This window comes from Clostridium sp. LXY-7 (assembly GCF_056172015.1).
In genome coordinates this window covers 104,211-125,328 of the sequence record NZ_JBLLJL010000005.1, presented here as the reverse complement: position 1 = coordinate 125,328, position 21,118 = coordinate 104,211, and the positions used below count along the sequence as shown (strand labels likewise).

The following is a 21,118-nucleotide window of genomic DNA, read 5'->3' as shown; positions in this document are numbered from 1 at the left end:
AGGAACATAGTGAAATACATTCCTGAACTTTAGGCTGAACTTTAAGTAGGCTGATACGGGTTCCTGACGTTATTAAGGAAAAGTGGATATCTATATTTTAGATGTCAATTTGGGTGGTACCACGGAAAATTTTCGTCCCTAGTTTTATAACTAGGGACTTTTTATTTTGCTTTTTATTAAAGTATTATCGAAGCACATAGTTAATTTAAAAATGTATATATATTACATTGGACATTAGAACAAATTAGTCATAAGATAAAGTGTTAAGAATGAGGAGGATTTAGATATGGCAAACGTATATGATATTTTAAAAGAACGTGGATTCTTAAAACAATTAACTCATGAAGAAGAAATGAGAGAAATTTTTGAAAAAGAAAAGGTGACTTTTTATATAGGATTTGACCCAACTGCAGATAGTTTACACATAGGTCACTTTATAGCTATGATGTTTATGGCACATATGCAAAAGGCAGGGCATAGACCAATAGCACTAGTTGGTGGAGGAACTGCTATGATTGGAGATCCATCGGGCAGGACTGATATGAGACAAATGCTTTCTAAAGAGCAGATAGATCACAATATTTCTTGTATAAAGAATCAATTATCAAGACTTATAGATTTTACCGATGATAAGGCTATATTAGAAAATAATGCAGATTGGCTTTTAGATTTAAATTATGTTAATTTCATTAGAGATATAGGAGTTCATTTCTCAGTAAATAGAATGTTAACTGCTGAATGCTTTAAGCAGAGATTAGAGAAAGGATTATCCTTTTTAGAATTTAACTATATGCTAATGCAAGGGTATGATTTTCTAGTATTAAACCAAAAGCATGGATGTACTATGCAATTAGGTGGGGATGACCAGTGGTCTAATATTTTAGCTGGTATGGAACTTATAAGAAGAAAAGAAGGCAAATCGGCTTATGGAATGACCTGTAGCTTATTAACTAATAGTGAAGGAAATAAGATGGGTAAGACAGCAAATGGAGCTGTTTGGTTGGATCCAGAGAAAACTTCACCTTATGATTTCTACCAATACTGGAGAAATATTGATGATGCTGATGTAGAAAAATGTTTATGTCTACTTACTTTTGTGCCAATGGAAGAGGTAAGAAGATTATCAGCACTAGAAGGTTCTGAAATAAATCAAGCCAAAACAGTTCTTGCATATGAAGTTACAAAGTTAATCCATGGAGAAATGGAAGCTGAAAATGCGAAGAAAGCTGCAGAAGCATTATTTGCAGGTGGAGCAGATATGGAAAATGTTCCAACAGTAGAAATATCAGAAGACATGAAAAATTCCTTAATTCTAGATATATTAGTGAGTACAGCTATAGTACCATCAAAGAGTGAAGCAAGAAGACTTATACAACAAGGTGGACTTACAATAAACGATGAAAAGATAATTGATGTGAATGCAAACTTTAATGAATGCTACTTAAAAGATGGTTTTGCTCTAATTAAAAGAGGAAAAAAGAAATTCTACAAATTGATAATAGCATAGAATTTAGGAGTATGCCTTAGGTATACTCCTATTTATTAATATTTATATAGATTACATATTCATAAAAATATTAAATATACGATTAATGTAAGTAAGGAGGTGTACTTATGACAGGATTATGGAAAATAAACATGGTACAAAATTATACTACAAAACAAGAGTTTAATAAACTATCTTTTAAGAAAGATGATACTTTTTCAGCCAGAGTATTGAGACTTGATGGAGATACTAAGGATGTTATAATAAAACTATTAGATGGAAGAGTATTCCCTGCCAAAGTGGAAGGCTTTTTAAATAATCCGCTAGATAACTATTTATTTAAATTTGTAGTAGATGGTTTTGACGGAGGAAATTTAATACTAAAAATTTTATCTGAACAAAATAAAGGCACTGGAGAAAAAAATAGTGAAATTCTTGGTGATTTAATAGACGATTTAATGAAAAATTTAGATTTTACTGTAGATAAAGAAGATATAAACATCCTTAAAGGAATGCTAAAGCATAGCATACCTCTTAATGAAGAAAATTTTGTAGAGATTAAAGCTCTAAATGAATTCATTGAAAAGGCAAATTCATCTGATGACGAAGTTAATAGTTTTATTAATAAATACCTAAACTCTAAGGGCGTAGATGAGAACACTCCTAAAGGAACGTTTATAAAAGAAACATTACAAAGCTTTTTTAAAGAAGTTGGAGGTTTAGATTTAAACAAATTGCTTTTAATGAAGGAAAATGGCATAGAATTTACTGAAGATAATATAAAAGCTTTTAAGAATATAGTGGACAAGGATTTTAACTTGTTTAATAATATAGATGACGTAAAAGAATTTATTAAAAATGAAATTCAAGGCAATAATAAGACTATGACCAATACAAATTATAACGATGCAATGACAAAAAACAATATATTGAACAAGGATAATAACAATATATTGAACAAGGATAATAATCTATTTTATAAGGATAATAATATAGAATCTAATAATTCAATGCAAAACCCTGTTAAAGAAGAAGCAATTAAACAGAAAAATGAAGCAAAGATATCTCAACTAGCTATTGAAGTAGAAGAGAAATTAGAAGGATTTATTAAAGAAGATAAAGCTATTAATAGGAATGATGCTATTGTTAAAGAAAATAAAATGACTCATAAGAGTGAAGTTGTAGTTAAGAATGAAAATAGTATTTTACCATCAAAAGAGGATAGTATGGTTAATAGTCAATTAAATAGAAATTCTATAACGGAAAAGCTACTTAAGGATGTTAATCAGTTGTTTAATTTTGATAATAAAATTAATGAGAGTATAGTTAAAGAAGAAATAAAGGATAAATTGAATCTATTAAAAACCAATATAAGTGAAATGTTAAAACTATCTAATAATGATAGTGAAAATATTTCTAAAATATTTAACTTGTTAGAAGGGCGATTTAATGAATTTAAATTGTTTAATACCCTTAATAATAATTATTACTATTTAGATATACCTATAAATGTGAAAGAAGAGAACTACGATTGTAAACTAGTTATAAAAGATGAGAGAGCAAAAGGGAAAAAAATAGATTCTAATAACATAAAAATAGCTACTAGTGTTTCAACCATATATATGAACACGGTAGATGCATATATAACAGTATTAAATAATTCAGCTAGTATAGATATAGAGGCTGAAGCTCAATTTGTAAAATTGTTAGATATATTCAAAGAAAAATTATTAGAGGATTTATCTACGAATAAATATAACTTCAAAGTGAAAATTAAAGAAAGAAAACAAGATTTTTCATTTGCTAACTGTAGAACATTTTTTGAAGATGAGGATTTTTCATCTTTAAACGTAAGGGTATAGTGAAGGGAGTTTTATATGAATAATTCCAATAAGAAAAAAGCTGCAGCCCTTAAATATGACTACGGGCAAACAGCACCAAAGGTTACAGCAAGTGGGATGGGAAGAGTTGCAGATAAAATTATTGAAAAAGCAGAAGAGAATAAGGTGCCCATAGTATATAATGAAGAACTTGCTAATATGCTTACTAAGGTTGATATAGAAGATGAAATACCGTATGAATTGTATGATGTAGTTGCTAAAATAATAGCTTATATTATGGAAGTAGATAGTAAATATAGATAGTAGGTGATGTAAATATGGCTTTATATGCAATAGCGGATCTTCATTTAGCGTTAACAGAGGATAAACCCATGGATATTTTTGGATACAAATGGTGCAATCATCATGAACAAATAAAAGAGAATTGGATGGAAATAGTTTCAAAGGATGATACAGTATTAGTGGCTGGAGATATTTCTTGGTCCATGAACGTGGAGAATGGAAAATTGGATCTAGAATTTATCAATAAACTTCCTGGAAGAAAGGTTTTTGTTAGGGGAAATCATGATTACTGGTGGACTAGTATTACAAAATTAAATGCTATGTTTGAAGGAATGGATTTTATTCAAAATAACTTTTTTACATATGAGGACTATGCAATTTGCGGAAGTAGAGGGTGGGTTACAGAAGATAATTCAAAATTTACTGCTCATGATAAAAAAATATATAACAGAGAATTAATTAGATTGAAATTATCTTTAGATAGTGCAGTAAAGGCAGGATATAAAAAGATAATAGCAATGCTTCACTATCCTCCCACATCTCAACAGGGGGAAGATACTGGATTTACAAGATTGTTAGAGGAGTATCCAGTGGAAAAGGTTATATATGGACATCTTCATAGTGCAGGTCTAGCAAATGCCTTCTGTGAAGAGAAAAATGGGATACAGTATATATTGACATCCTGTGATTATATAAGTTTTTCACCTATAAAGATATTAGATTAAGGAGATCCTTATTTCTCAAAGTGGATCAAGTCATCAGAATAAAAATAACTGGTCAAATATACAATTAGATTGACTAGTTATTTTTTTTGAAGACGCCTTATAGGAATATAATTCATTTTCTTCTAAAAAATTGCAATATAGATGAAGTTCTTTCCTCTTTTTCCTCTGGTTCTATTTCAGATAACTCATCACTTAATTCTAAAGAAATATCTCCAGAAAGAGATGAAGTTTTGATCTTTTCTCTTAATGATAGTTCTTCTTTTATAGCATCTCTTTCAGTTCTTGCTAATTCTTTTAGATTTTGTTTTACATTTTTGCCAATTATTACACCACTAAGCCAGCTTAAGGCCTCGTCATAATTTCCTATTTTTTTATTTAACTCTCCAATAAGATACATACATAAGAATTTATCCATACCATATAATGGGAAATATTCCGTTGAGTAAGCATTTTCAAAACCTTTTAATGCCTGTTCTAAAAATTTTGTTTCATCTTCGTTAGGTTTATCATTATTCAGCAATCTATGCATCCATGCAAGTTTTAGACAGATCATAGCTTTTCGGCTAGCTTTACTTTCCATAAATACAGAATTAATAAGAGCTAACTTATATCTTTCAATAGCTATATTTACATCATAGGGTGCAGTATATGTTTTATTTCTAAATTTTGGAGAAACATTTTTAAGAATAAGTTCTTTCTGATTTTGATTTATTTTATGAAAATCTACTTTGATAGAGCTATATCCACAGCTTGGACAAATCCATACTTCATAAAAATAGGGATTTATAATACTATATCGGATAAACAAATCTGAATCCTTACTATCTATTTTATAGCTAGATGTTTTTACAGCTTTTTCTTTAAATATATGATCACATATAGGGCAAGTTACAGTGACATCATAAATTAGAGTGGTAGAAGTGGAGGGGCGGGGAAGTTGAGATTCTTTCTTATCTACATCATATATATCTTCAATATTTATATTATTAAATCCTAAATTTTCAAGTCCAGAAAATAAATCTTTCATACTACTATCCCCTTAATATTGCAAAATTCTACAAAAAAAATCTATTCTATATATTATATCATATAAGATTACTTTATTACATAAAATTACTATACTATAGAAAAGATATGATATAATATTATGTGTTATTAAGTTTAAATAGGAAGTAAAGGAATGACGAGTATGGCTGCAATGGAATGGAAAAAATTCTTAATCCCTTATGAACAAGCAGTAGAGGAATTAAAAGTTAAATTCAGGAGTATAAGAAGAGAATTAAGGAGAAAGAATGAATATTCACCTATAGAATTTGTCACAGGAAGGGTGAAGGAAGTTTCAAGTATATTAGAAAAGTCAAATAAATTTAATATTCCTCTTGATAGAATACAATATGAAATGGAAGATATAGCTGGAATAAGAGTGATGTGCCAGTTTGTAGATGATATCGATAAGGTAGTAAATTTAATTAGACAGAGAAAAGACATGAAGATTATCTATGAAAAAGACTATGTAACTAATGTAAAACCTAGTGGATATAGGAGCTATCACATGATTATTAAATATCCCGTTAATATGTCTGATGGTATGTGTGAAATTTTAGCAGAATTTCAAATTAGAACTCTTGCTATGAACTTTTGGGCTACGGTGGAACATTCTTTAAATTACAAATATAAGCATGATATACCCCCAGATATAAGATATAAGCTTAAAAATGCTGCAGATGCAGCATTTCAGTTGGATCAACAAATGTTAGTCATAAAAGATGAAATAAAAGATGCTCAAAAATTATTTGAGGTAAAGTCTTCTCTTGTAAGTAACATAGTAGAAAATATTTTAACACTATCCTCTTTGGGTAAGATAGCAGAGGCATCAAGATTTACAGAGCAGCTAAATAAACTTTTAGAGGTTGGAGAAGTATTTGAGCTTACTAGTCTTTTGGGGGAAACCAAAAAAACTTTAGAGCGTTATAAATAATAATTTATATATAGTTTCAAAACATAGAAGCTCTTCATATAATAAAATTAAATCAATTAATAGAGGTATTTTATGACAGAGCAGCTTTTAAAAGTAGATGGAGATATTAGAGAGAGAGAATTTGACACAATTATATTACATAGAAAGAATCATAAAAAAGTTATCTATGGAGTAGTTGTAGATGAAGATAGAACCCCTGTGGAAGATGCAGTGGTTAAGTTAGTGTTGTTAAGGGATCAAAATGATCCAAGTAGTCTAGATCCTATAGGACACACTTTTACTGATGAATTTGGTCAATTTTTATTCGGACCTTTAGATTGCGAGGATACTTATTTATTAAAGGTATGGCATAAGGACAGCTCTAAGGGTAAGATTAAAAATACAAGAATTCAACCAGGCGAAGATGAGGAGAGTAAATATATACTGGTATATAGAAATACTTCATTAAATAAAAATAGTGAGCATGTATATAGAAAAATTCCTGTATCTCAAAGTAGTAAATAATAAGTTAATATAACATTAAGAGGATATCAAACATAAAAAAGAAGTTCACATTAACGGTGAACTTCTTTTTTACTAATTGGCAACTATATTAACAAGTCTTCCTTTTATTACTATAACTTTTCTAACAGTCTTTCCTTCAAGGGCTGTTTTAATATTTTCATTGTTAAGGGATGCCTCTTTAATTTCATCTTCTCCTAATGATGTAGGTACATAAATTTTAGTTTTAATCTTACCGTTAATTTGAATTGCTATTTCTACTTCATCTCTGATTAAAGCTGAAGGATCAAATATTGGCCATGATTCATTAAAAACAGAATAACTCATACCAAGATTTTCCCATTGCTCTTCACTAAAATGTGGAGCAAATGGAGCAAGCAATTTAATATAATCTATAAGAGTTTCTTTTAAGAAACTAGTGTTTTTAATGTCTTCATTTAGATATTTAGAAAGAGTATTAGTGAATTCCATCATTCTTGCAATAGCAGTGTTAAATTGAAGCTTTTCAGCATCTTCACTAACACCTTTTATAGCAAAATGTCTCCAATAATTAAGTTCTTTTTCGGCAGCATCTACAGTGTCTTTAACAGATGTTTTACAATTTATCTCTGATATAGAATTTTCAATAGTTCTTTCAATTCTATCAATAAATCTACCTATAGATTTTATTCCATCATCGCTCCAAGCACCACCATCAGTGTAGCCAAAACCAAACATTAGATACATTCTAAATACATCGGCACCAAATTCTTTAATGTAATCATCAGGAGAGATAGTGTTTCCTTTAGATTTACTCATTTTCTGTCCATCTGGCCCTAGAATTAATCCTTGATGAGTAAGTGATAGGAATGGCTCATCAAAGTTTACATAACCCATATCTCTTAATGCTTTTGTAATAAATCTAGCATATAGAAGATGCATACATGCATGCTCAGGTCCACCTACATATTTATCAACTGGGAGCATACTGTTTGCAAGTTCAGTATCAAAGCATTTTTCATTATTCTTATTATCTATATATCTTAAATAGTAGAAAGAAGAACATACAAAGGTATCTAGAGTGTCTGCTTCTCTATGAGCTGTGCCTCCACATTTTGGACAAGTTGTGTTAATAAATTCATCACATTTTGCAAGAGGAGATTTACCATCTGGTGCAAATTCTACGTCATATGGAAGTTCTACAGGAAGTTGTGATTCTTGAACTGGAACTATTCCACATTTATCACAATGAATTATCGGAATAGGAGCGCCCCAGTACCTTTGTCTAGAAACAAGCCAATCGCGAAGTCTAAAGTTAACCTTCTTTTTACCAAGTCCTTTTTTCTCTAATTCAGTTACTACAGCTTCTTTAGCTTCATCACCCTGTAAGTCGTTAAATTCACCACTATTAACCATAGGACCATACTCAGTGAATGGAAGACCTTCTCCACCTTTTATAACTCTTTCTATAGGTAGATTATATTTTTCAGCAAAGGTAAAGTCACGTTCGTCATGAGCAGGTACGGCCATAACAGCTCCAGTACCATAGGTATTTAATACATAATCACCTATCCAAATAGGTACTCTTCTTCCGTTTATAGGATTTATAGCATAAGAGCCAGTGAATACACCAGTTTTTTCTCTGGTTATAGATTGTCTTTCGATATCTGATTGCTTTTTAGAAGCTTCTTTATATGCTTCTATGGCATTTTTATTTTCTTCTATAGTTAATTCATCTACCATTTCATTTTCAGGAGCTATAACTACATAGGTAACTCCAAATAATGTGTCTACTCTTGTAGTAAATACATCGAAGGAAAGGTTAGAGTTCTCAACTTTAAAGGTTACTTCAGAACCTATAGATTTTCCAATCCAATGCTTTTGCATAGCCTTTGTTTTTTCAGGCCAGTCAAGGGTATCAATCATTTCTAGAAGCTCATCAGCATAATCAGTGATTTTTAGGAACCATTGAGTAAGATTTTTTTTAGTAACTTCGCTACTACATCTTTCACAAACTCCATCTAGCACCTGTTCATTAGCAAGTACGGTATTACAACTTGGGCACCAGTTTACTGGAGCATTCTTTCTATAAGCAAGTCCTTTTTCATATAGTTTTAAAAATAACCATTGAGTCCATTTATAGTAATCAGGGCTACAGGTAACCACTTCATTTTCCCAGTTAAACATAGCTCCCATAGCTTTAAGTTGCTTTTCCATAGTTTCTATATTTTTATCTGTTGAATCTTTAGGATGAACACCTGTCTTTATAGCATAGTTTTCAGCTGGTAGACCAAAGGCATCGAATCCCATAGGTTGGAATACGTTATATCCTTGCATTCTTTTCATTCTAGCCCAAGAATCCACAGGTCCATAGTTAAACCAGTGACCAGCATGCAATTGGCTGCCAGAAGGATATGAAAACATCTCAAGAACGTATAATTTTTTATCCATTTTACTTTCATCAAATTTATAAAGTTCTGTTTCTTCCCATTTTTGTTGCCACTTATTATCAACAACAGTTCCGTATTTTGCCATATTTTTTCCTCCTATTAAACATTGATATATTTAAATTATTTTTTTAATATGCCTTAAACAAAATAAAAAGCTTTCGTCTCAAAAATAAGAGACGAAAGCATAGTTCCGCGGTACCACTCTAATTAGACCCAAGGGTCTCACTTATATAATATAACGGTTTTAGCCGTACTTGTTTATCACAAGTAAACTCCTAGACAAGTTCCTAAGCTTTCATTACTACATCTCACCAAACTGTAGCTCTCTGAAAATAAAATATCTTAGTACTACTTCTAATCACTGCATTAATTTATTAACTTTTCACAAATTATACATTAAATTATGACTTAATGTCAAGCTATTTGAATCTTCTATTTGCCATACTTTGAATAAATACAGTAAGTACATAATCAAATATAAAAAATGCTATGTTACCTACTATTATTATTAAAATTATAGAATAGGTTACAGGCAGATCTGGAGCAAATAATAATTTATATATAAAGAAAAACAAGATGGTAGAACAGTTATAGTATAAAAGTTTGAGACCAATTTCTAATGGGGTGTTACGCATACTTTCAATGTAATATTTAGCAATACCATAGGGTCCAAAAATTATCACATATAAAAGCCATATACTTTTATCAGGTAAAATAAAGTAAGATAGCATTAAAGAAGCTAAATATACTAGTATGGCATTTTTAACATCCGTAGTAATTACTGTTAGTGGTATAATTGCAGCTGTTAGCCCTAGTAAAAATAATGTATTAAACTTTAAAAAAGTAGCCGAGTATAATACTACTAATGTTAAGGCTACAAATAATCCTCCCAAGGCTATATTAGATGACTTACTTTTATGCATTGTTCTCCCTCCTCATTAAATTATGTATAATATCAGACATTACAAGCAACTTATGCAATCTCCACCCATACACTCACAACATGTATCTAGCATCCATAGATTTAGACAAGTTCCACATAAATCATTAGAACTATTTCTTTGACCATAATATGTATTTCTATAGGAATTTTGTCTATTATGAAGTTGATTTAATGCTTGCTTATACTCAAAGTTGTTAGGCTCCATTCTACAAGATGTATTTATTAAATTATATGCACTATCATACCAACCTTTTCTTAAATGTACCATCCCCATTAAAAATTGCCACTCAGCATTTCTATTAGAAATAGAGTTAAGTCTATTTTCAGCTGAATGTATATCTCCACGATTTATATCCATTCTGACCTGTTGAAATTCATTAAGATCACTGGAATTAGAATGATTCTGAGAATAGCTGCTACTTTGATTATATCCAGAATTTGAGTTGCTATATCCGTAATTATTAGAAGAAGTTTTTTTCATTAGAGTATCGTAGGCTTCATTTATCTCTCTAAGTTTTTCTTCTGCTAAGTCCTTTAAGGGATTGTCACCATATTGGTCTGGATGATATTGTTTAACCTTTTCTCTATAAGCTTTTTTTATTTCTTCTTGGGAGGCATTTTCTTTAATTCCTAAAACCTCATAAGGGTTAATCATGATTCTCTTCACTCCTTAATTTAATACTCTCTATTTTATTCATTAGACCTAATTGTAAAATGTTATATAACAAATCTTTATTTTTAGTTAAAGTAAGATTGTTTAAAGCTTCTACAGTTGCGTTAGCACTGAGAATTAAATTAAACTCTATTCTATCTCTATATTGGGATAGAAATTCATTATAATCTAAATTGTCAATATTAAAAGATTTATTAAGGGCATTAAATTTATTTTTTTTCATATCTTCCTTCAAATCATCATAGGCATCAATTATATAAATCCAACGACCTAAATTATACCCTAAATTATATAAGGAATCATAAAATTCACTATCTTTATAATAATAAGATATAATAAAGCCAGTTAAAGTTGCAAACTTGTCACTTATCTCATCAAGAGATATAGATTCATTATTTCTTTCAAGGGAACTTAGTTCCGTCAGTTTATTTTCTATAACTTCAACTATAGGAGAAAGCTCTTTAGTTGTGGTTATGTACTTTTTAAGACCTAAGGAAGTTAGCTTTTTAAATACAGCTTTATCATCAGTATAATCATCTAATAGTTTATAGTATACTAGGGCTAGATTACAAAAGCTAGCATAATTTAATGCATTATTATTTATAATTTTAGCCCTTTTCTTTAGCGGATGGGCAATGCAAGAGCTAAGGGTAGATTCTACTTTAGAATCCTCAAGACTATCTATAAGTATTGCCAAAAATGTCATATCATAATTTAAAGCCATTCTACATAAGTTATTTGAATTGTTTTTTAATGCCAAGCACAAGCCACAGTAATATGCTTTAAAAACTTCATAATCTTTAATTTTAAGCTCCATTTTACATGGAGTAACATATCCGAACATTATATTCCCTGTACATGGCCTTCATCATTTAGTAATTCATATATAGTTTTAGAAGTAGTATCTTTCATAGTATACCCAAGAAGCATTACTATTTCTTTTATTTCATCTTCATTATAGGATTCAATCTCTAAATAAGGAAATGGGCAAAAACTTACATCATTTATATCAATTTCGATTAGAGAATCCTTATATTTATAGCTCTCTCTGTGTTTTTTAACGGATTGAACTAATTCAAGACCTAATGAGGTAAAGATTAATGTGCCTTCTTCACTATTATCTATAACAATTTCATGTTCTTCCATTATTTTATACTTATCCTGACTAAGTAGTTTTTTAGTAGTCATATAATTTATTGTAGTATTCCTTAAGTTATCTTCAACAATGCGTATTCTTGCATATCCTTTATTGTTTAAGAGTCGTCTATCAGGAAAATCATATATATTATTTGTTTGATTTTCGTCCTTTACTCTCTTGCAGCCTAAGGAATTCAATTTATATTTTATTTCCTCTACATTTATTTTTATTATTCTAGTTTCAATTTCTTTCAAAGGTAACACTCCTTTATGTAATTAGATATATAACTATTTTACCATTAAAATTATAACAAATTTATGATAATTATATAAACAAATTTGTTATAATAGTTAAAGAAATAAAAAATAATTATTAACTATCATTAATTTATATAAAATACAAGGCGAATTCCTGTATTAATTGGTTATTAATGTTATTTTGAAGGAGGAGCAATTTTGGAATATATTAATGAAATAAATATAAATGAAGCTGTAATACACGTGTTAGATAATAATGCTGATGAACCCGTATTAAATGAATATCATCTTGAGTTAAATGAGGAAATATATAATTTTATATTTAAGCATATACAAAGATGTTTAAAAGATGAAGAATTAAAACATGGGATTTTTAATAAAGAGAGAAACATAGTAAAGGAGCTGTCCCAAGAATATTTAAGTGGAGAGAATTCTTTAATGAATGTATCTAAGGAATTGGCTAGCCAGATGTTTATACTTATGAGATCTAAAGGTAGCATACCCTCTTGCGATCTTTTAACGGTTTCTTTTACCACTGAATTTGGTGCATTTTTAGGTATATTTAAAATGGATTATATTAAAAACTATATGCATAATATTGAATACTTAGAGGGGAAAATAGGTATAGGAATAGTACCACAATTTACAGGTCTACCAGCAAGTAGCTCTAGAATACAAAAGTGTGCTTTTATAAAGAATCTAAGTCCAGATAATAGTTATGATTTATTAGTTATTGATAAGAAAACTAAAAATAAAGATGATAATGATTATGGAACAAACTACTTTATTGATAACTATTTAGGATGTACAATTATTGATAATGAAAGAGATCAAACTAAGCAGTTTGTTAAGGTAGCTGAGAAGTGGACTCAAAATGTATTAGAAGAAAATGCGGATAAACAAGAAGAGATTAGAAGAGAAGTTAAAAAAAGATTAAAGGAAGATGAACATATAAATTTAAATTCCTTCTCTGAAGAAGTATTTAATGACAATAGTGAAATGAAAGAGAGTTTTAGAACCTTTGTAAAGGAAAGTGGAGTTGGAGAAGAAGTTCAAATTGATAAGCAATGGGTTGATAAGAAGCTTAAAAGAGTAAGGCTTAAAATAGATAAGGATATTGATTTATATATATCCGAAGAGGCCTATAATGATATAAATAGATTTGAAATTGAGAGAGTAGGAGATGGAAGTATAAATATGATAATAAAACACATAAAAAATTACATAGAAAAATAAGAAAATGGGATGTGTCACATCCCATTTTCTTATTTTTATTTCATTGAATCAGTTGAACCTAAAACATCTTTTATTTTGTCTTCAACTAGAGATTGTAGGTTAGTTCTTCCTACTCCAAGATATTTTCTTGGATCAAACTCAGATGGCTTATCATTAAATACTTTTCTGATTGAAGCTGTCATACATAGTCTTATATCAGTATCCATATTTATTTTACATACAGCCATAGAAGAAGCTTTTCTTAACATTTCAGCAGGAACACCTTTAGCTCCATTGATTGCTCCACCATTATCATTGCACATTTGTACATATGTTGGATCTACAGAAGAAGCCCCATGAAGAACTATTGGATATTCTTTAAATCCAACTGCTTCTAATTTTCTTGTTATAGTCTCTAATCTATCAAAGTCAAGCTTAGCCTCTCCTTTGAATTTATAAGCACCATGGCTAGTTCCTATAGCTATAGCCAAGGAATCAACACCAGTTCTCTTTACAAAGTCCACTGCTTGATCTGGATCGGTGTAAGTAGCATCCTTAGCAGATACATTAACATCATCCTCAACACCAGCAAGTTTACCAAGCTCAGCTTCAACTACAACACCTTTTGAGTGAGCATAATCAACTACCTCTTTAGTTAATTTTACATTTTCCTCATAGTCATAGTGAGAACCATCAAACATGATTGATGTAAATCCTATATCTATACATTTTTTACATATTTCAAAGGAATCGCCGTGATCAAGATGCAATGCAATATCAATTCCGCTCTCTTCAACAGCAGCTTTAACTAAGTGTATTAAATATTCTGGTTTCATATATTTAATAGCTCCAGCAGAACATTGAAGAATAACTGCAGAATTTTGAGCTTTAGCTCCATCTACTATTCCTTGAACAATCTCCATGTTATTAATGTTAAAAGCACCAATTGCATAATTACCTTGAAAAGCTTTTTTAAACATCTCTTTAGTAGTTACTAATGCCATAATCATTCCACCCTTCAAAACTTGATTTATAAACATTACTATTTTATTATAAATGAAATAGTAACTAATTACTAGAGATAAAAACCATTAATATTATAAATACATATGAATTTGGTAAATGAACTTTTAAGAAATATAGTAAAATAGAAAACTAGAAATAAACATCAATGAAACACTATAAAATATTTCTAATGTTTACATATTCTATGGTTTTAACATCATGGATCATAGTTTTTATCATATGAATAGTAGCTAGAGACTCATCTTTATTATTAGATTTTGCATATTGTGTTAACATCATTACTTGCTTATATATATTATCAAATTCAGAATGGTTCAAGAATAAATTTAGATTGTTTACATGCCCCTCATAAATATGAAGAAGCTTAAAGGAGAGGATATAGGAATCATCCCATTCATCATTAAGTATATGCTGTTCTATTTTCATGGAAGTATCAAGCATTTTGTCACAGGTTAGAACTACATATTTACTGGCAAAAAAGAGAAAAATACACATAACTATAAATAAAATATAGGAAACAAAAAAATTTTTCATAGAAAACCCTCTCTTTAACTTTTCTTAAATTCCTTATCTTTACTTTGAATATAAAGCTTATTATCTTTTGAATATACTATTGCTACAAAAACATCTTTTATATCCATAATTCTTTTGTTCTTTAACTCTTTAAAGAGCCACTTTTCGTCAAGTTCTAGAAGCTCTAAATTTTTATAATTTATATTACCATCTAATACCACAGGGGTAGGCAGTGGCTCATCAGGGACTTTTAATTTCATATCTTCTCTATTAGGAGGAGAACAGTAATTTTTAGGAATTATAGATAGACTACCATTGGTTTCTAATATGGCATAGTGAATATCTCTTATATTAAAATATCCTTTAACTCTAAGTTCCTCTAATAAGTCATCTAAATTATATCTAAGATGTTTTAATTCTTTTACATTTACAGTCCCATCCCTAATTAGGATACTAGGTTCTCCATTCAACAAACTTCTAAAGCACTCACTTTTAAGCTCTATAAAAGAAGTTGTCATTTGAAAAAATACTAATGTAGTAATAGGAACAATAGAGTAGAGTAAGGGCATTCTATTATCAGCCATTGTAAGAGAGGCTAACTCTGAAATCATAAGAGCTACAACTAAATCCACAGGCTCTAGTTGACCTATCTGTCTTTTACCCATAATACGCATTATAAATATTAAATAGAAATATAAAATTGCAGTTCTAAAGACTAATATAAACATAAACAATACCACCTAATTTAAATATTATTAATATCTATTGTGTGCATATAATAGTTTATTTATGAATTTATATATAAAATAAAATTAAGACTTTAAGTAAATTTTTTATGAAGCAAATGTAGAATGAGCTAATATAATATAATTAATAATTGTTAAATTGTAGGGTTTAAAAGAAAATTTGACTCAAATAGACATATATGATAATTAATAGTTAACAATAAAGATAGCTATTATGCTATAAATGAAAAAGAGGTGAAGGGATGAGTATAGTAAGAGTTAAAGTAAAAGGTAAAATATTAGAAGTTCCAAGAAATATAACTTGCAATGAAATAATAAATAAATATAATTTAAGCGATGAAATACCTATAGTTCTTGTAGAAATTAATGGACAATTAAGTGAATTAGGAGAAAAAATACAAGAGGATTGTGATTTAAAGATTGTAGATATATCTACTAAAATTGGTATGATGACCTATATAAGAACTCTGCAGTTTGTTTTAATTGAGGCTGTTAAATCATTATTTCCGCAAAGTAGAATGGCTATTGAGCATTCTTTAAGTAAAGGATTATTTGGTGAAATTTATAAAGAGCCTCATTTATGTGTTGATGATATTTATGTAATAAAAAATAAAATGAAAGAACTTATAAATAAAGACATTATTATAGAAAAAGCTATTTACTCTAAAGAAAAAGCATTAAAGGTTTTAGAGGAAAATGGATTAGATTCTAAGGTGAAGTTATTCTCACATGCAAGAGAAGAGAGGATAACTTTATATAAACTTAATGAAGATTCAAATTATTTTTATGGTCCTATGGGTTACTCTACAGGTGTATTAAAATATTTTGATTTAATATATTATGAGCCTGGATTTATTTTGAGATTTCCAACTATTGAGAATCCTACTAAAATACCTAGATTTGAAAATCATAAAAAGTTAGCAAAGGTTTTTTATGAAGCAGAAAAATGGGGGAGAATATTAGATGTATCAAATGTTGCGGCTTTAAATAAATTTATTGACCAAGGGGAGGAAGTTACCCTAGTAAGAGTAGCGGAGGCATTGCAAGAGAAAAGAATAGCTAACATAGCAGATAAAATTTTTAAGAAGAGCGATATTAAACTTGTATTAATAGCTGGTCCGTCCTCTTCAGGAAAGACAACATTCACTCACAGGTTAGGAATACAACTAAGAGTTAATGGATTGATACCCATCCCTATTTCATTAGATGATTATTTTGTAAATAGAGAGGAAAGTCCTAAGGATGAAAATGGGGAGTATGACTTTGAAACTATTTACGCTTTAGACTTAAAACTCTTTAATGAACATTTAGAACGTTTATTGAATGGAGAAGAAATAGAAATTCCTAATTACAACTTTAAAACAGGAAGGAGAGAGTGGAACGGTAATAAAATTAAGCTACCGTCCAATGGAGTAGTCCTAGTAGAGGGTATTCATGGATTAAATGAAACCTTGACTTCCTCAATTGAACATAAACATAAGTTTAAAATATATATAAGCCCTCTTACTCAAATAAATATGGATGATCATAATAGAGTAGCTACTACTGATGTAAGAATGCTTAGAAGAATTGTGAGAGATTATCTATCAAGAGGGTATGATGTGGAGTATACATTGAAGATGTGGCCATCCATAAGAAGGGGAGAAGAAAAGAGTATTTTTATATATCAAGAGCAAGCAGATGCTATGTTTAATTCAGCTTTAATATATGAATTAGCGGTATTGAAAAAGGATGCATTGACAGAACTTTATAAAGTACCAAAAGATAGCTCTATTTATAATGAAGCGAGAAGACTTATAGAATTTTTACACTTTTTTAAGGAGATAGATAAAGATGTGGTACCAACAAACTCATTAATGCGGGAGTTTATTGGAGGAAGTTGTTTTTATCAATATTAAAAGAAATATATAAGTTTCAATTAAGTTTCTACATTATACAAATAGACTATATTATGAAAATTAGATTAATTAGAACTTTATATTATAAGAATGTCTATTTGTATTATGTAGTTTTATTATTGAAACTTATATACAAATAAAAATGAGAAAAATTTCATTTGAGATTATAAAACACAAAATGGAATTCTTCTCATTTTTGTTTTAATTGATATTGAAGAATTTTAACTTAAAGCATTAAAGAATATAGGAAAATATGATTGGAAATAAAGCATGGGCGGAATGATGGTGCTAGTATAGTATTATAGACACAGAAAGCCGAACACTTTAGAATGTTAATAAGAATATGTTACTACAAAAGCCTACGGCTCCTGTAATACTTCACAGTGATCTTAGATGCCAATATACTAGCTATGAATTTCAAGCATATATAACAAATTCAAAGATTCTCAACCATTCATTTAGTGGTAAAGTATGTCCATATGACAATGCTTGTATAGAATTATTTCACGCTTCATTAAAAAAAGAAGAAGTAAATATTGCACTATCAAGCGATGATTTACTAAAAACTTGTGAAATTTTTATATCTATTATACAATAGAAGTACTATTTTATTAAGGAGTGAACTTTTTGTTAATTGTAGAATTCTAATCTGAATCAACGTAATAGCTTAATTTTGTCAAACAAACCACCCGCCTGAGGTGTTATTTGTTGCGCAAAAAATAAGATTAGAATTAGTTAGTTTCCTATAAACATTTGGCGCGACTAATTTTAATCGCGCTTTTTCTATTCGTTGATTTAGACAATTTTAATTTTTTACTTATTAAAATTGAGAGGAAGAATCTACAATGCAAAAACAATTACAACAAATTACAGCTGATATGCAGCTTGAAGAACATTATCACACATTAGAAAAAGCTTTACTTGCTTTATATTTCCATAAAAATTGCACAACTAAATCTTTAGCTCATACGACAGACTTACCAATACCTATCGTTTCAGCAATGAAGAAAGAATTTGCCAAGCAAGGTTGGGGCAAACATAGCTTAACGAAAAAGGGCCAGCTTGCTATCTTGCAATATTTTCAACTCTTAGGTGCTGATGCTAAACTCTACCTTCAATTAACGACAGATGATGCATTTCGTACGGAATGGATTACAGAAAATATAAGGGAATTAAGCACTATTTATGATGCTAGACCCATAGCTGACGTGGCAATTGATCAAGCAAAATGTACAGTTGAGACAGCCTTAAAACGTGCATTGCTCGCACTAGACTATACTATGCTGCTCAATAAGCGCATTTTGTGTTTAGGCGATGATGATTTCATCAGTATTGCATTAGCGTTTTTACTAAAGAAAATTGCTCCACATTCCACAACTGAAATTGTTGTGTTAGATATTGATAGGCGAATTTTATGTACGATTAGCAAAATAGCTAAGAACTATGAGCTTGCGATTAAAACAGATTATTATAACGTTCAGGAGCCTTTACCTAAAACATACGCCCATCAGTTTGATTGCGTATACACAGATACACCATATACATTGATTGGCGCACAGCTTTTTTTATCACGTGGGATTAACGCACTAAAGCCAGAAGCAATGCGGCATGTGTTTTTTTCCTACGCTAAGCGTAGCTATCAAAAGCAGTGGCAACTACAGCAAAGTTTATATGCTATGGGTTTCGTTATTGACAGTATTAAATACGACATTAACACCTATGAAGGTGCACAAATTTTAGGTGCTAAAAGCCAATTGTTCGTATTACAAACAACAGAGCAAATGACTTCATACATTCCTAATCAGCGAAAGTTTACGCGACTAATTTACACAGGAGAAATTGAGCGGAAATCCGTCGTTTATCGGTGTATCCATTGTCAGCACGCACTTACAGTCGGCGCTGGCTATCAATACACCACCATTGCTCAACTTCAATCCAATGGTTGCCCGAGTTGCAAAAATAAAAAGTTTTCACAAATTAAGAGAACGGTACAAAAGACACAATTCCAGCATACATTAGGGCATCATATTTTATTAGAGTTGCACGATTGCAATGTTGCATTACTCAATGACGTACAACAAATTAAAACGATTATGTGTCAAGCTGCCTATAAAGCAAAGGCAATGATTGTGACCGAAAATTTCCATCATTTTTCACCTTACGGGGTTAGCGGTGTAGTAATTATTCAAGAATCACATTTAACGATTCATACGTGGCCAGAGTACGGTTATGCGGCAATAGATGTTTTCACTTGTAGCAGTAAATTAGCTCTACAAGAGGCTGTTAAATATATTACTGAGCAATTTAATGCAGGAAATGTCACGCAGCATTACCTGCATCGAGGTAAATAGAAAAATGGAGGAGGCTGTCCCATAAGCCCTTAAAATGAAACAGGAAAAGAAAAACAAGTTGTTTTTCTTTTCCTGTTTTTGTAGTTTACTTGATTGAAGCGAAAGTAGCTGAAATAAATAGTATAAACTGATTTTATTTAGAAGAAGTTTCAATTAAGGATATGTTACAAATCAGAATTGCCTAGAACTTTAAAATTATATAAAACAAAAATTTTAAATATACTGATTATTCGCAATAAGGAGGAATATTAAAAGCTTTTATGGATGAAGAAAACGTAAATATTTAAAATGTATTTAAAAAGTAAATTTTCCTTATAATTTAAATATTTTTTATCCTTAAATAATGGTAATATATTATTGGAATAATATATTAATATATAATAAATTCGAATGGTGATTTATATATCTAATATTTTCCATAGGAGGATATAATAATGAAGAGTTATAGTGCATTTGATATTTTAGGTCCAATAATGATAGGACCATCAAGTTCTCATACTGCAGGAGCAGCAAGACTTGCTAAATTAGCAGCAAAAATTGCAGAGAATAATGTTAAAGAAGTTAAATTTCTTCTTCATGGTTCTTTTGGAAAGACCTATAGAGGTCACGGGACTGACAGAGCTTTGGTTGCTGGAATTTTAGGTATGGATCCATGGGATGATAATCTTAGATGTTCCTTTGAAATAGCTAAAGAGAAAGGGTTGGAATTTTCTTTTGAGGAAGTTGACTTAGGAGATGTACATCCTAATACAGTAAAATTTATAATTATGTCTGAAGATGGGTTAGAAACTACTATAACAGGTTCATCCATTGGAGGAGGAAATATTGTCATATTTGAGTTAGATGGACAAAAGATACAGTTTACAGGAGAATATCCTACTTTAATAATAGGACATATTGATGCTCCAGGAGCTATATATAAAGTGAGCACTTTATTGTTTAATGAAAATATAAATATAGCATCTATGAATGTTTATAGAAAATCTAAAGGGTCAGAGGCTACAATGGTAGTAGAAACCGACGGAATTGTTGATGAAGATATAATCGAAAAGATAAAATTCTTAGAAAACATTACTAATGTAGAAGAAATTCATCCACCAATGAAAGGAGAATAGA

Annotated in this window: 19 protein-coding genes, 2 pseudogenes and 2 other annotated features (1 of these 23 running past the window's edge); of the genes and pseudogenes, 12 read left to right on the top strand and 9 right to left on the bottom strand. The window is 29.8% G+C overall.

From position 1 onward, the window contains the following. Positions 1-143 (top strand) — a binding site (T-box leader); it begins 70 nt to the left of the window's first position. A 143-nt stretch (positions 144-286) separates the two neighbouring features. The 4 genes from tyrS (at position 287) to ACI48Q_RS16970 (ending at position 4,334) form a co-directional block, all read left to right on the top strand. After that, a complete protein-coding gene (gene tyrS / locus ACI48Q_RS16985; protein ID WP_474920301.1) occupies positions 287-1,507 on the top strand; it encodes a tyrosine--tRNA ligase in 1,221 nt (406 codons plus the stop codon). Positions 1,508-1,614: 107 nt separating this feature from the next. Next, entirely contained in the window at positions 1,615-3,348 is a 1,734-nt protein-coding gene (locus ACI48Q_RS16980; protein ID WP_474920299.1) for a hypothetical protein, read from the top strand. A gap of 15 nt (positions 3,349-3,363) precedes the next feature. Beyond that, a complete protein-coding gene (locus ACI48Q_RS16975) occupies positions 3,364-3,630 on the top strand; it encodes an EscU/YscU/HrcU family type III secretion system export apparatus switch protein (protein ID WP_474920298.1) in 267 nt (88 codons plus the stop codon). A 14-nt stretch (positions 3,631-3,644) separates the two neighbouring features. Further along, positions 3,645-4,334 carry a metallophosphoesterase gene (locus ACI48Q_RS16970; protein WP_474920297.1) on the top strand — a complete coding sequence of 230 codons (690 nt, stop codon included), beginning with the start codon at positions 3,645-3,647 and terminating at the stop codon, positions 4,332-4,334. A gap of 112 nt (positions 4,335-4,446) precedes the next feature. Here ACI48Q_RS16970 and ACI48Q_RS16965 read toward each other — a convergent pair whose 3' ends face one another. After that, the gene (locus ACI48Q_RS16965; RefSeq protein WP_474920296.1) at positions 4,447-5,361 is read right to left on the bottom strand and encodes a DUF2225 domain-containing protein; all 915 of its coding nucleotides are present in this window, start codon (positions 5,359-5,361) and stop codon (positions 4,447-4,449) included. 162 nt (positions 5,362-5,523) lie between these two features. On the opposite strand from ACI48Q_RS16965, the gene yjbM reads away from it, so the two are divergent. Both yjbM and ACI48Q_RS16955 read left to right on the top strand, forming a co-directional pair. Then, on the top strand, positions 5,524-6,312 hold the full coding sequence (gene yjbM / locus ACI48Q_RS16960; protein WP_474920648.1) for a GTP diphosphokinase: 789 nt from the start codon (positions 5,524-5,526) through the stop codon (positions 6,310-6,312). Between the two features lie 72 nt (positions 6,313-6,384). Then, complete coding sequence (locus ACI48Q_RS16955; protein WP_474920295.1) at positions 6,385-6,816, top strand: carboxypeptidase-like regulatory domain-containing protein; 432 nt, start codon at positions 6,385-6,387, stop codon at positions 6,814-6,816. Positions 6,817-6,888: 72 nt separating this feature from the next. On the opposite strand, the gene leuS is transcribed toward ACI48Q_RS16955, so the two are convergent. From leuS to ACI48Q_RS16930, 5 genes are all read right to left on the bottom strand, one after another. Next, complete coding sequence (leuS, locus tag ACI48Q_RS16950; protein WP_474920294.1) at positions 6,889-9,327, bottom strand: leucine--tRNA ligase; 2,439 nt, start codon at positions 9,325-9,327, stop codon at positions 6,889-6,891. Positions 9,328-9,411: 84 nt separating this feature from the next. Beyond that, positions 9,412-9,613, bottom strand: a binding site (T-box leader). Between the two features lie 48 nt (positions 9,614-9,661). Beyond that, on the bottom strand, positions 9,662-10,165 hold the full coding sequence (locus ACI48Q_RS16945) for a hypothetical protein (protein ID WP_474920293.1): 504 nt from the start codon (positions 10,163-10,165) through the stop codon (positions 9,662-9,664). Between the two features lie 39 nt (positions 10,166-10,204). Continuing rightward, entirely contained in the window at positions 10,205-10,837 is a 633-nt protein-coding gene (locus tag ACI48Q_RS16940; protein ID WP_474920647.1) for a J domain-containing protein, read from the bottom strand. Next, positions 10,833-11,702 carry a DUF5685 family protein gene (locus tag ACI48Q_RS16935; protein ID WP_474920292.1) on the bottom strand — a complete coding sequence of 290 codons (870 nt, stop codon included), beginning with the start codon at positions 11,700-11,702 and terminating at the stop codon, positions 10,833-10,835. Before ACI48Q_RS16935 ends, ACI48Q_RS16940 begins: the two co-directional genes overlap by 5 nt. Continuing rightward, complete coding sequence (locus ACI48Q_RS16930) at positions 11,702-12,250, bottom strand: class IV adenylate cyclase (RefSeq protein WP_474920291.1); 549 nt, start codon at positions 12,248-12,250, stop codon at positions 11,702-11,704. Before ACI48Q_RS16930 ends, ACI48Q_RS16935 begins: the two co-directional genes overlap by 1 nt. Positions 12,251-12,451: 201 nt before the next feature. Here ACI48Q_RS16930 and ACI48Q_RS16925 point away from each other — a divergent pair, with 201 nt between their 5' ends. Continuing rightward, the gene (locus ACI48Q_RS16925; protein ID WP_474920290.1) at positions 12,452-13,489 is read left to right on the top strand and encodes a nucleoid-associated protein; all 1,038 of its coding nucleotides are present in this window, start codon (positions 12,452-12,454) and stop codon (positions 13,487-13,489) included. A gap of 35 nt (positions 13,490-13,524) precedes the next feature. Here ACI48Q_RS16925 and fba read toward each other — a convergent pair whose 3' ends face one another. The 3 genes from fba to ACI48Q_RS16910 all read right to left on the bottom strand — a co-directional run bounded on the left by fba (position 13,525) and on the right by ACI48Q_RS16910 (position 15,735). Continuing rightward, entirely contained in the window at positions 13,525-14,472 is a 948-nt protein-coding gene (gene fba, locus ACI48Q_RS16920; protein ID WP_474920289.1) for a class II fructose-1,6-bisphosphate aldolase, read from the bottom strand. Between the two features lie 175 nt (positions 14,473-14,647). Further along, on the bottom strand, positions 14,648-15,028 hold the full coding sequence (locus ACI48Q_RS16915; protein WP_474920288.1) for a DUF4363 family protein: 381 nt from the start codon (positions 15,026-15,028) through the stop codon (positions 14,648-14,650). A 14-nt stretch (positions 15,029-15,042) separates the two neighbouring features. Continuing rightward, positions 15,043-15,735, bottom strand: a complete 693-nt coding sequence (locus ACI48Q_RS16910; protein WP_474920286.1) for a DUF421 domain-containing protein — start codon at positions 15,733-15,735, stop codon at positions 15,043-15,045. 260 nt (positions 15,736-15,995) lie between these two features. Between ACI48Q_RS16910 and ACI48Q_RS16905 the strand changes: the two genes are divergently transcribed. The 5 genes and pseudogenes from ACI48Q_RS16905 to sdaAB all read left to right on the top strand — a co-directional run bounded on the left by ACI48Q_RS16905 (position 15,996) and on the right by sdaAB (position 21,117). Beyond that, positions 15,996-17,651, top strand: a complete 1,656-nt coding sequence (locus ACI48Q_RS16905) for a nucleoside kinase (protein WP_474920285.1) — start codon at positions 15,996-15,998, stop codon at positions 17,649-17,651. A 367-nt stretch (positions 17,652-18,018) separates the two neighbouring features. Further along, a pseudogene (locus ACI48Q_RS16900) lies at positions 18,019-18,183 on the top strand (IS3-like element ISBce13 family transposase); the annotation flags it as partial. Positions 18,184-18,496: 313 nt separating this feature from the next. Next, positions 18,497-19,375 (top strand): annotated as a pseudogene (locus ACI48Q_RS16895) (bis-aminopropyl spermidine synthase family protein); the annotation flags it as partial. Positions 19,376-19,627: 252 nt separating this feature from the next. Then, on the top strand, positions 19,628-20,002 hold the full coding sequence (gene speD, locus ACI48Q_RS16890) for an adenosylmethionine decarboxylase (RefSeq protein WP_474920646.1): 375 nt from the start codon (positions 19,628-19,630) through the stop codon (positions 20,000-20,002). Between the two features lie 434 nt (positions 20,003-20,436). Next, positions 20,437-21,117: an L-serine ammonia-lyase, iron-sulfur-dependent subunit beta gene (sdaAB, locus tag ACI48Q_RS16885; protein ID WP_474920284.1), complete on the top strand. Its 681-nt coding sequence runs from the start codon at positions 20,437-20,439 to the stop codon at positions 21,115-21,117. Position 21,118: the final 1 nt, after the last annotated feature.

What these genes read in the sequence shown, in the direction of transcription:
- tyrS (WP_474920301.1), top strand. Translation starts at nt 287, where the DNA reads ATGGCAAACGTATATGATATTTTAAAAGAACGTGGATTCTTAAAACAA.
- ACI48Q_RS16980 (WP_474920299.1), top strand. Translation starts at nt 1,615, where the DNA reads ATGACAGGATTATGGAAAATAAACATGGTACAAAATTATACTACAAAA.
- ACI48Q_RS16975 (WP_474920298.1), top strand. Translation starts at nt 3,364, where the DNA reads ATGAATAATTCCAATAAGAAAAAAGCTGCAGCCCTTAAATATGACTAC.
- ACI48Q_RS16970 (WP_474920297.1), top strand. Translation starts at nt 3,645, where the DNA reads ATGGCTTTATATGCAATAGCGGATCTTCATTTAGCGTTAACAGAGGAT.
- ACI48Q_RS16965 (WP_474920296.1), bottom strand. Translation starts at nt 5,361, where the DNA reads ATGAAAGATTTATTTTCTGGACTTGAAAATTTAGGATTTAATAATATA.
- yjbM (WP_474920648.1), top strand. Translation starts at nt 5,524, where the DNA reads ATGGCTGCAATGGAATGGAAAAAATTCTTAATCCCTTATGAACAAGCA.
- ACI48Q_RS16955 (WP_474920295.1), top strand. Translation starts at nt 6,385, where the DNA reads ATGACAGAGCAGCTTTTAAAAGTAGATGGAGATATTAGAGAGAGAGAA.
- leuS (WP_474920294.1), bottom strand. Translation starts at nt 9,327, where the DNA reads ATGGCAAAATACGGAACTGTTGTTGATAATAAGTGGCAACAAAAATGG.
- ACI48Q_RS16945 (WP_474920293.1), bottom strand. Translation starts at nt 10,165, where the DNA reads ATGCATAAAAGTAAGTCATCTAATATAGCCTTGGGAGGATTATTTGTA.
- ACI48Q_RS16935 (WP_474920292.1), bottom strand. Translation starts at nt 11,702, where the DNA reads ATGTTCGGATATGTTACTCCATGTAAAATGGAGCTTAAAATTAAAGAT.
- fba (WP_474920289.1), bottom strand. Translation starts at nt 14,472, where the DNA reads ATGGCATTAGTAACTACTAAAGAGATGTTTAAAAAAGCTTTTCAAGGT.
- ACI48Q_RS16915 (WP_474920288.1), bottom strand. Translation starts at nt 15,028, where the DNA reads ATGAAAAATTTTTTTGTTTCCTATATTTTATTTATAGTTATGTGTATT.
- ACI48Q_RS16910 (WP_474920286.1), bottom strand. Translation starts at nt 15,735, where the DNA reads ATGTTTATATTAGTCTTTAGAACTGCAATTTTATATTTCTATTTAATA.
- ACI48Q_RS16905 (WP_474920285.1), top strand. Translation starts at nt 15,996, where the DNA reads ATGAGTATAGTAAGAGTTAAAGTAAAAGGTAAAATATTAGAAGTTCCA.
- sdaAB (WP_474920284.1), top strand. Translation starts at nt 20,437, where the DNA reads ATGAAGAGTTATAGTGCATTTGATATTTTAGGTCCAATAATGATAGGA.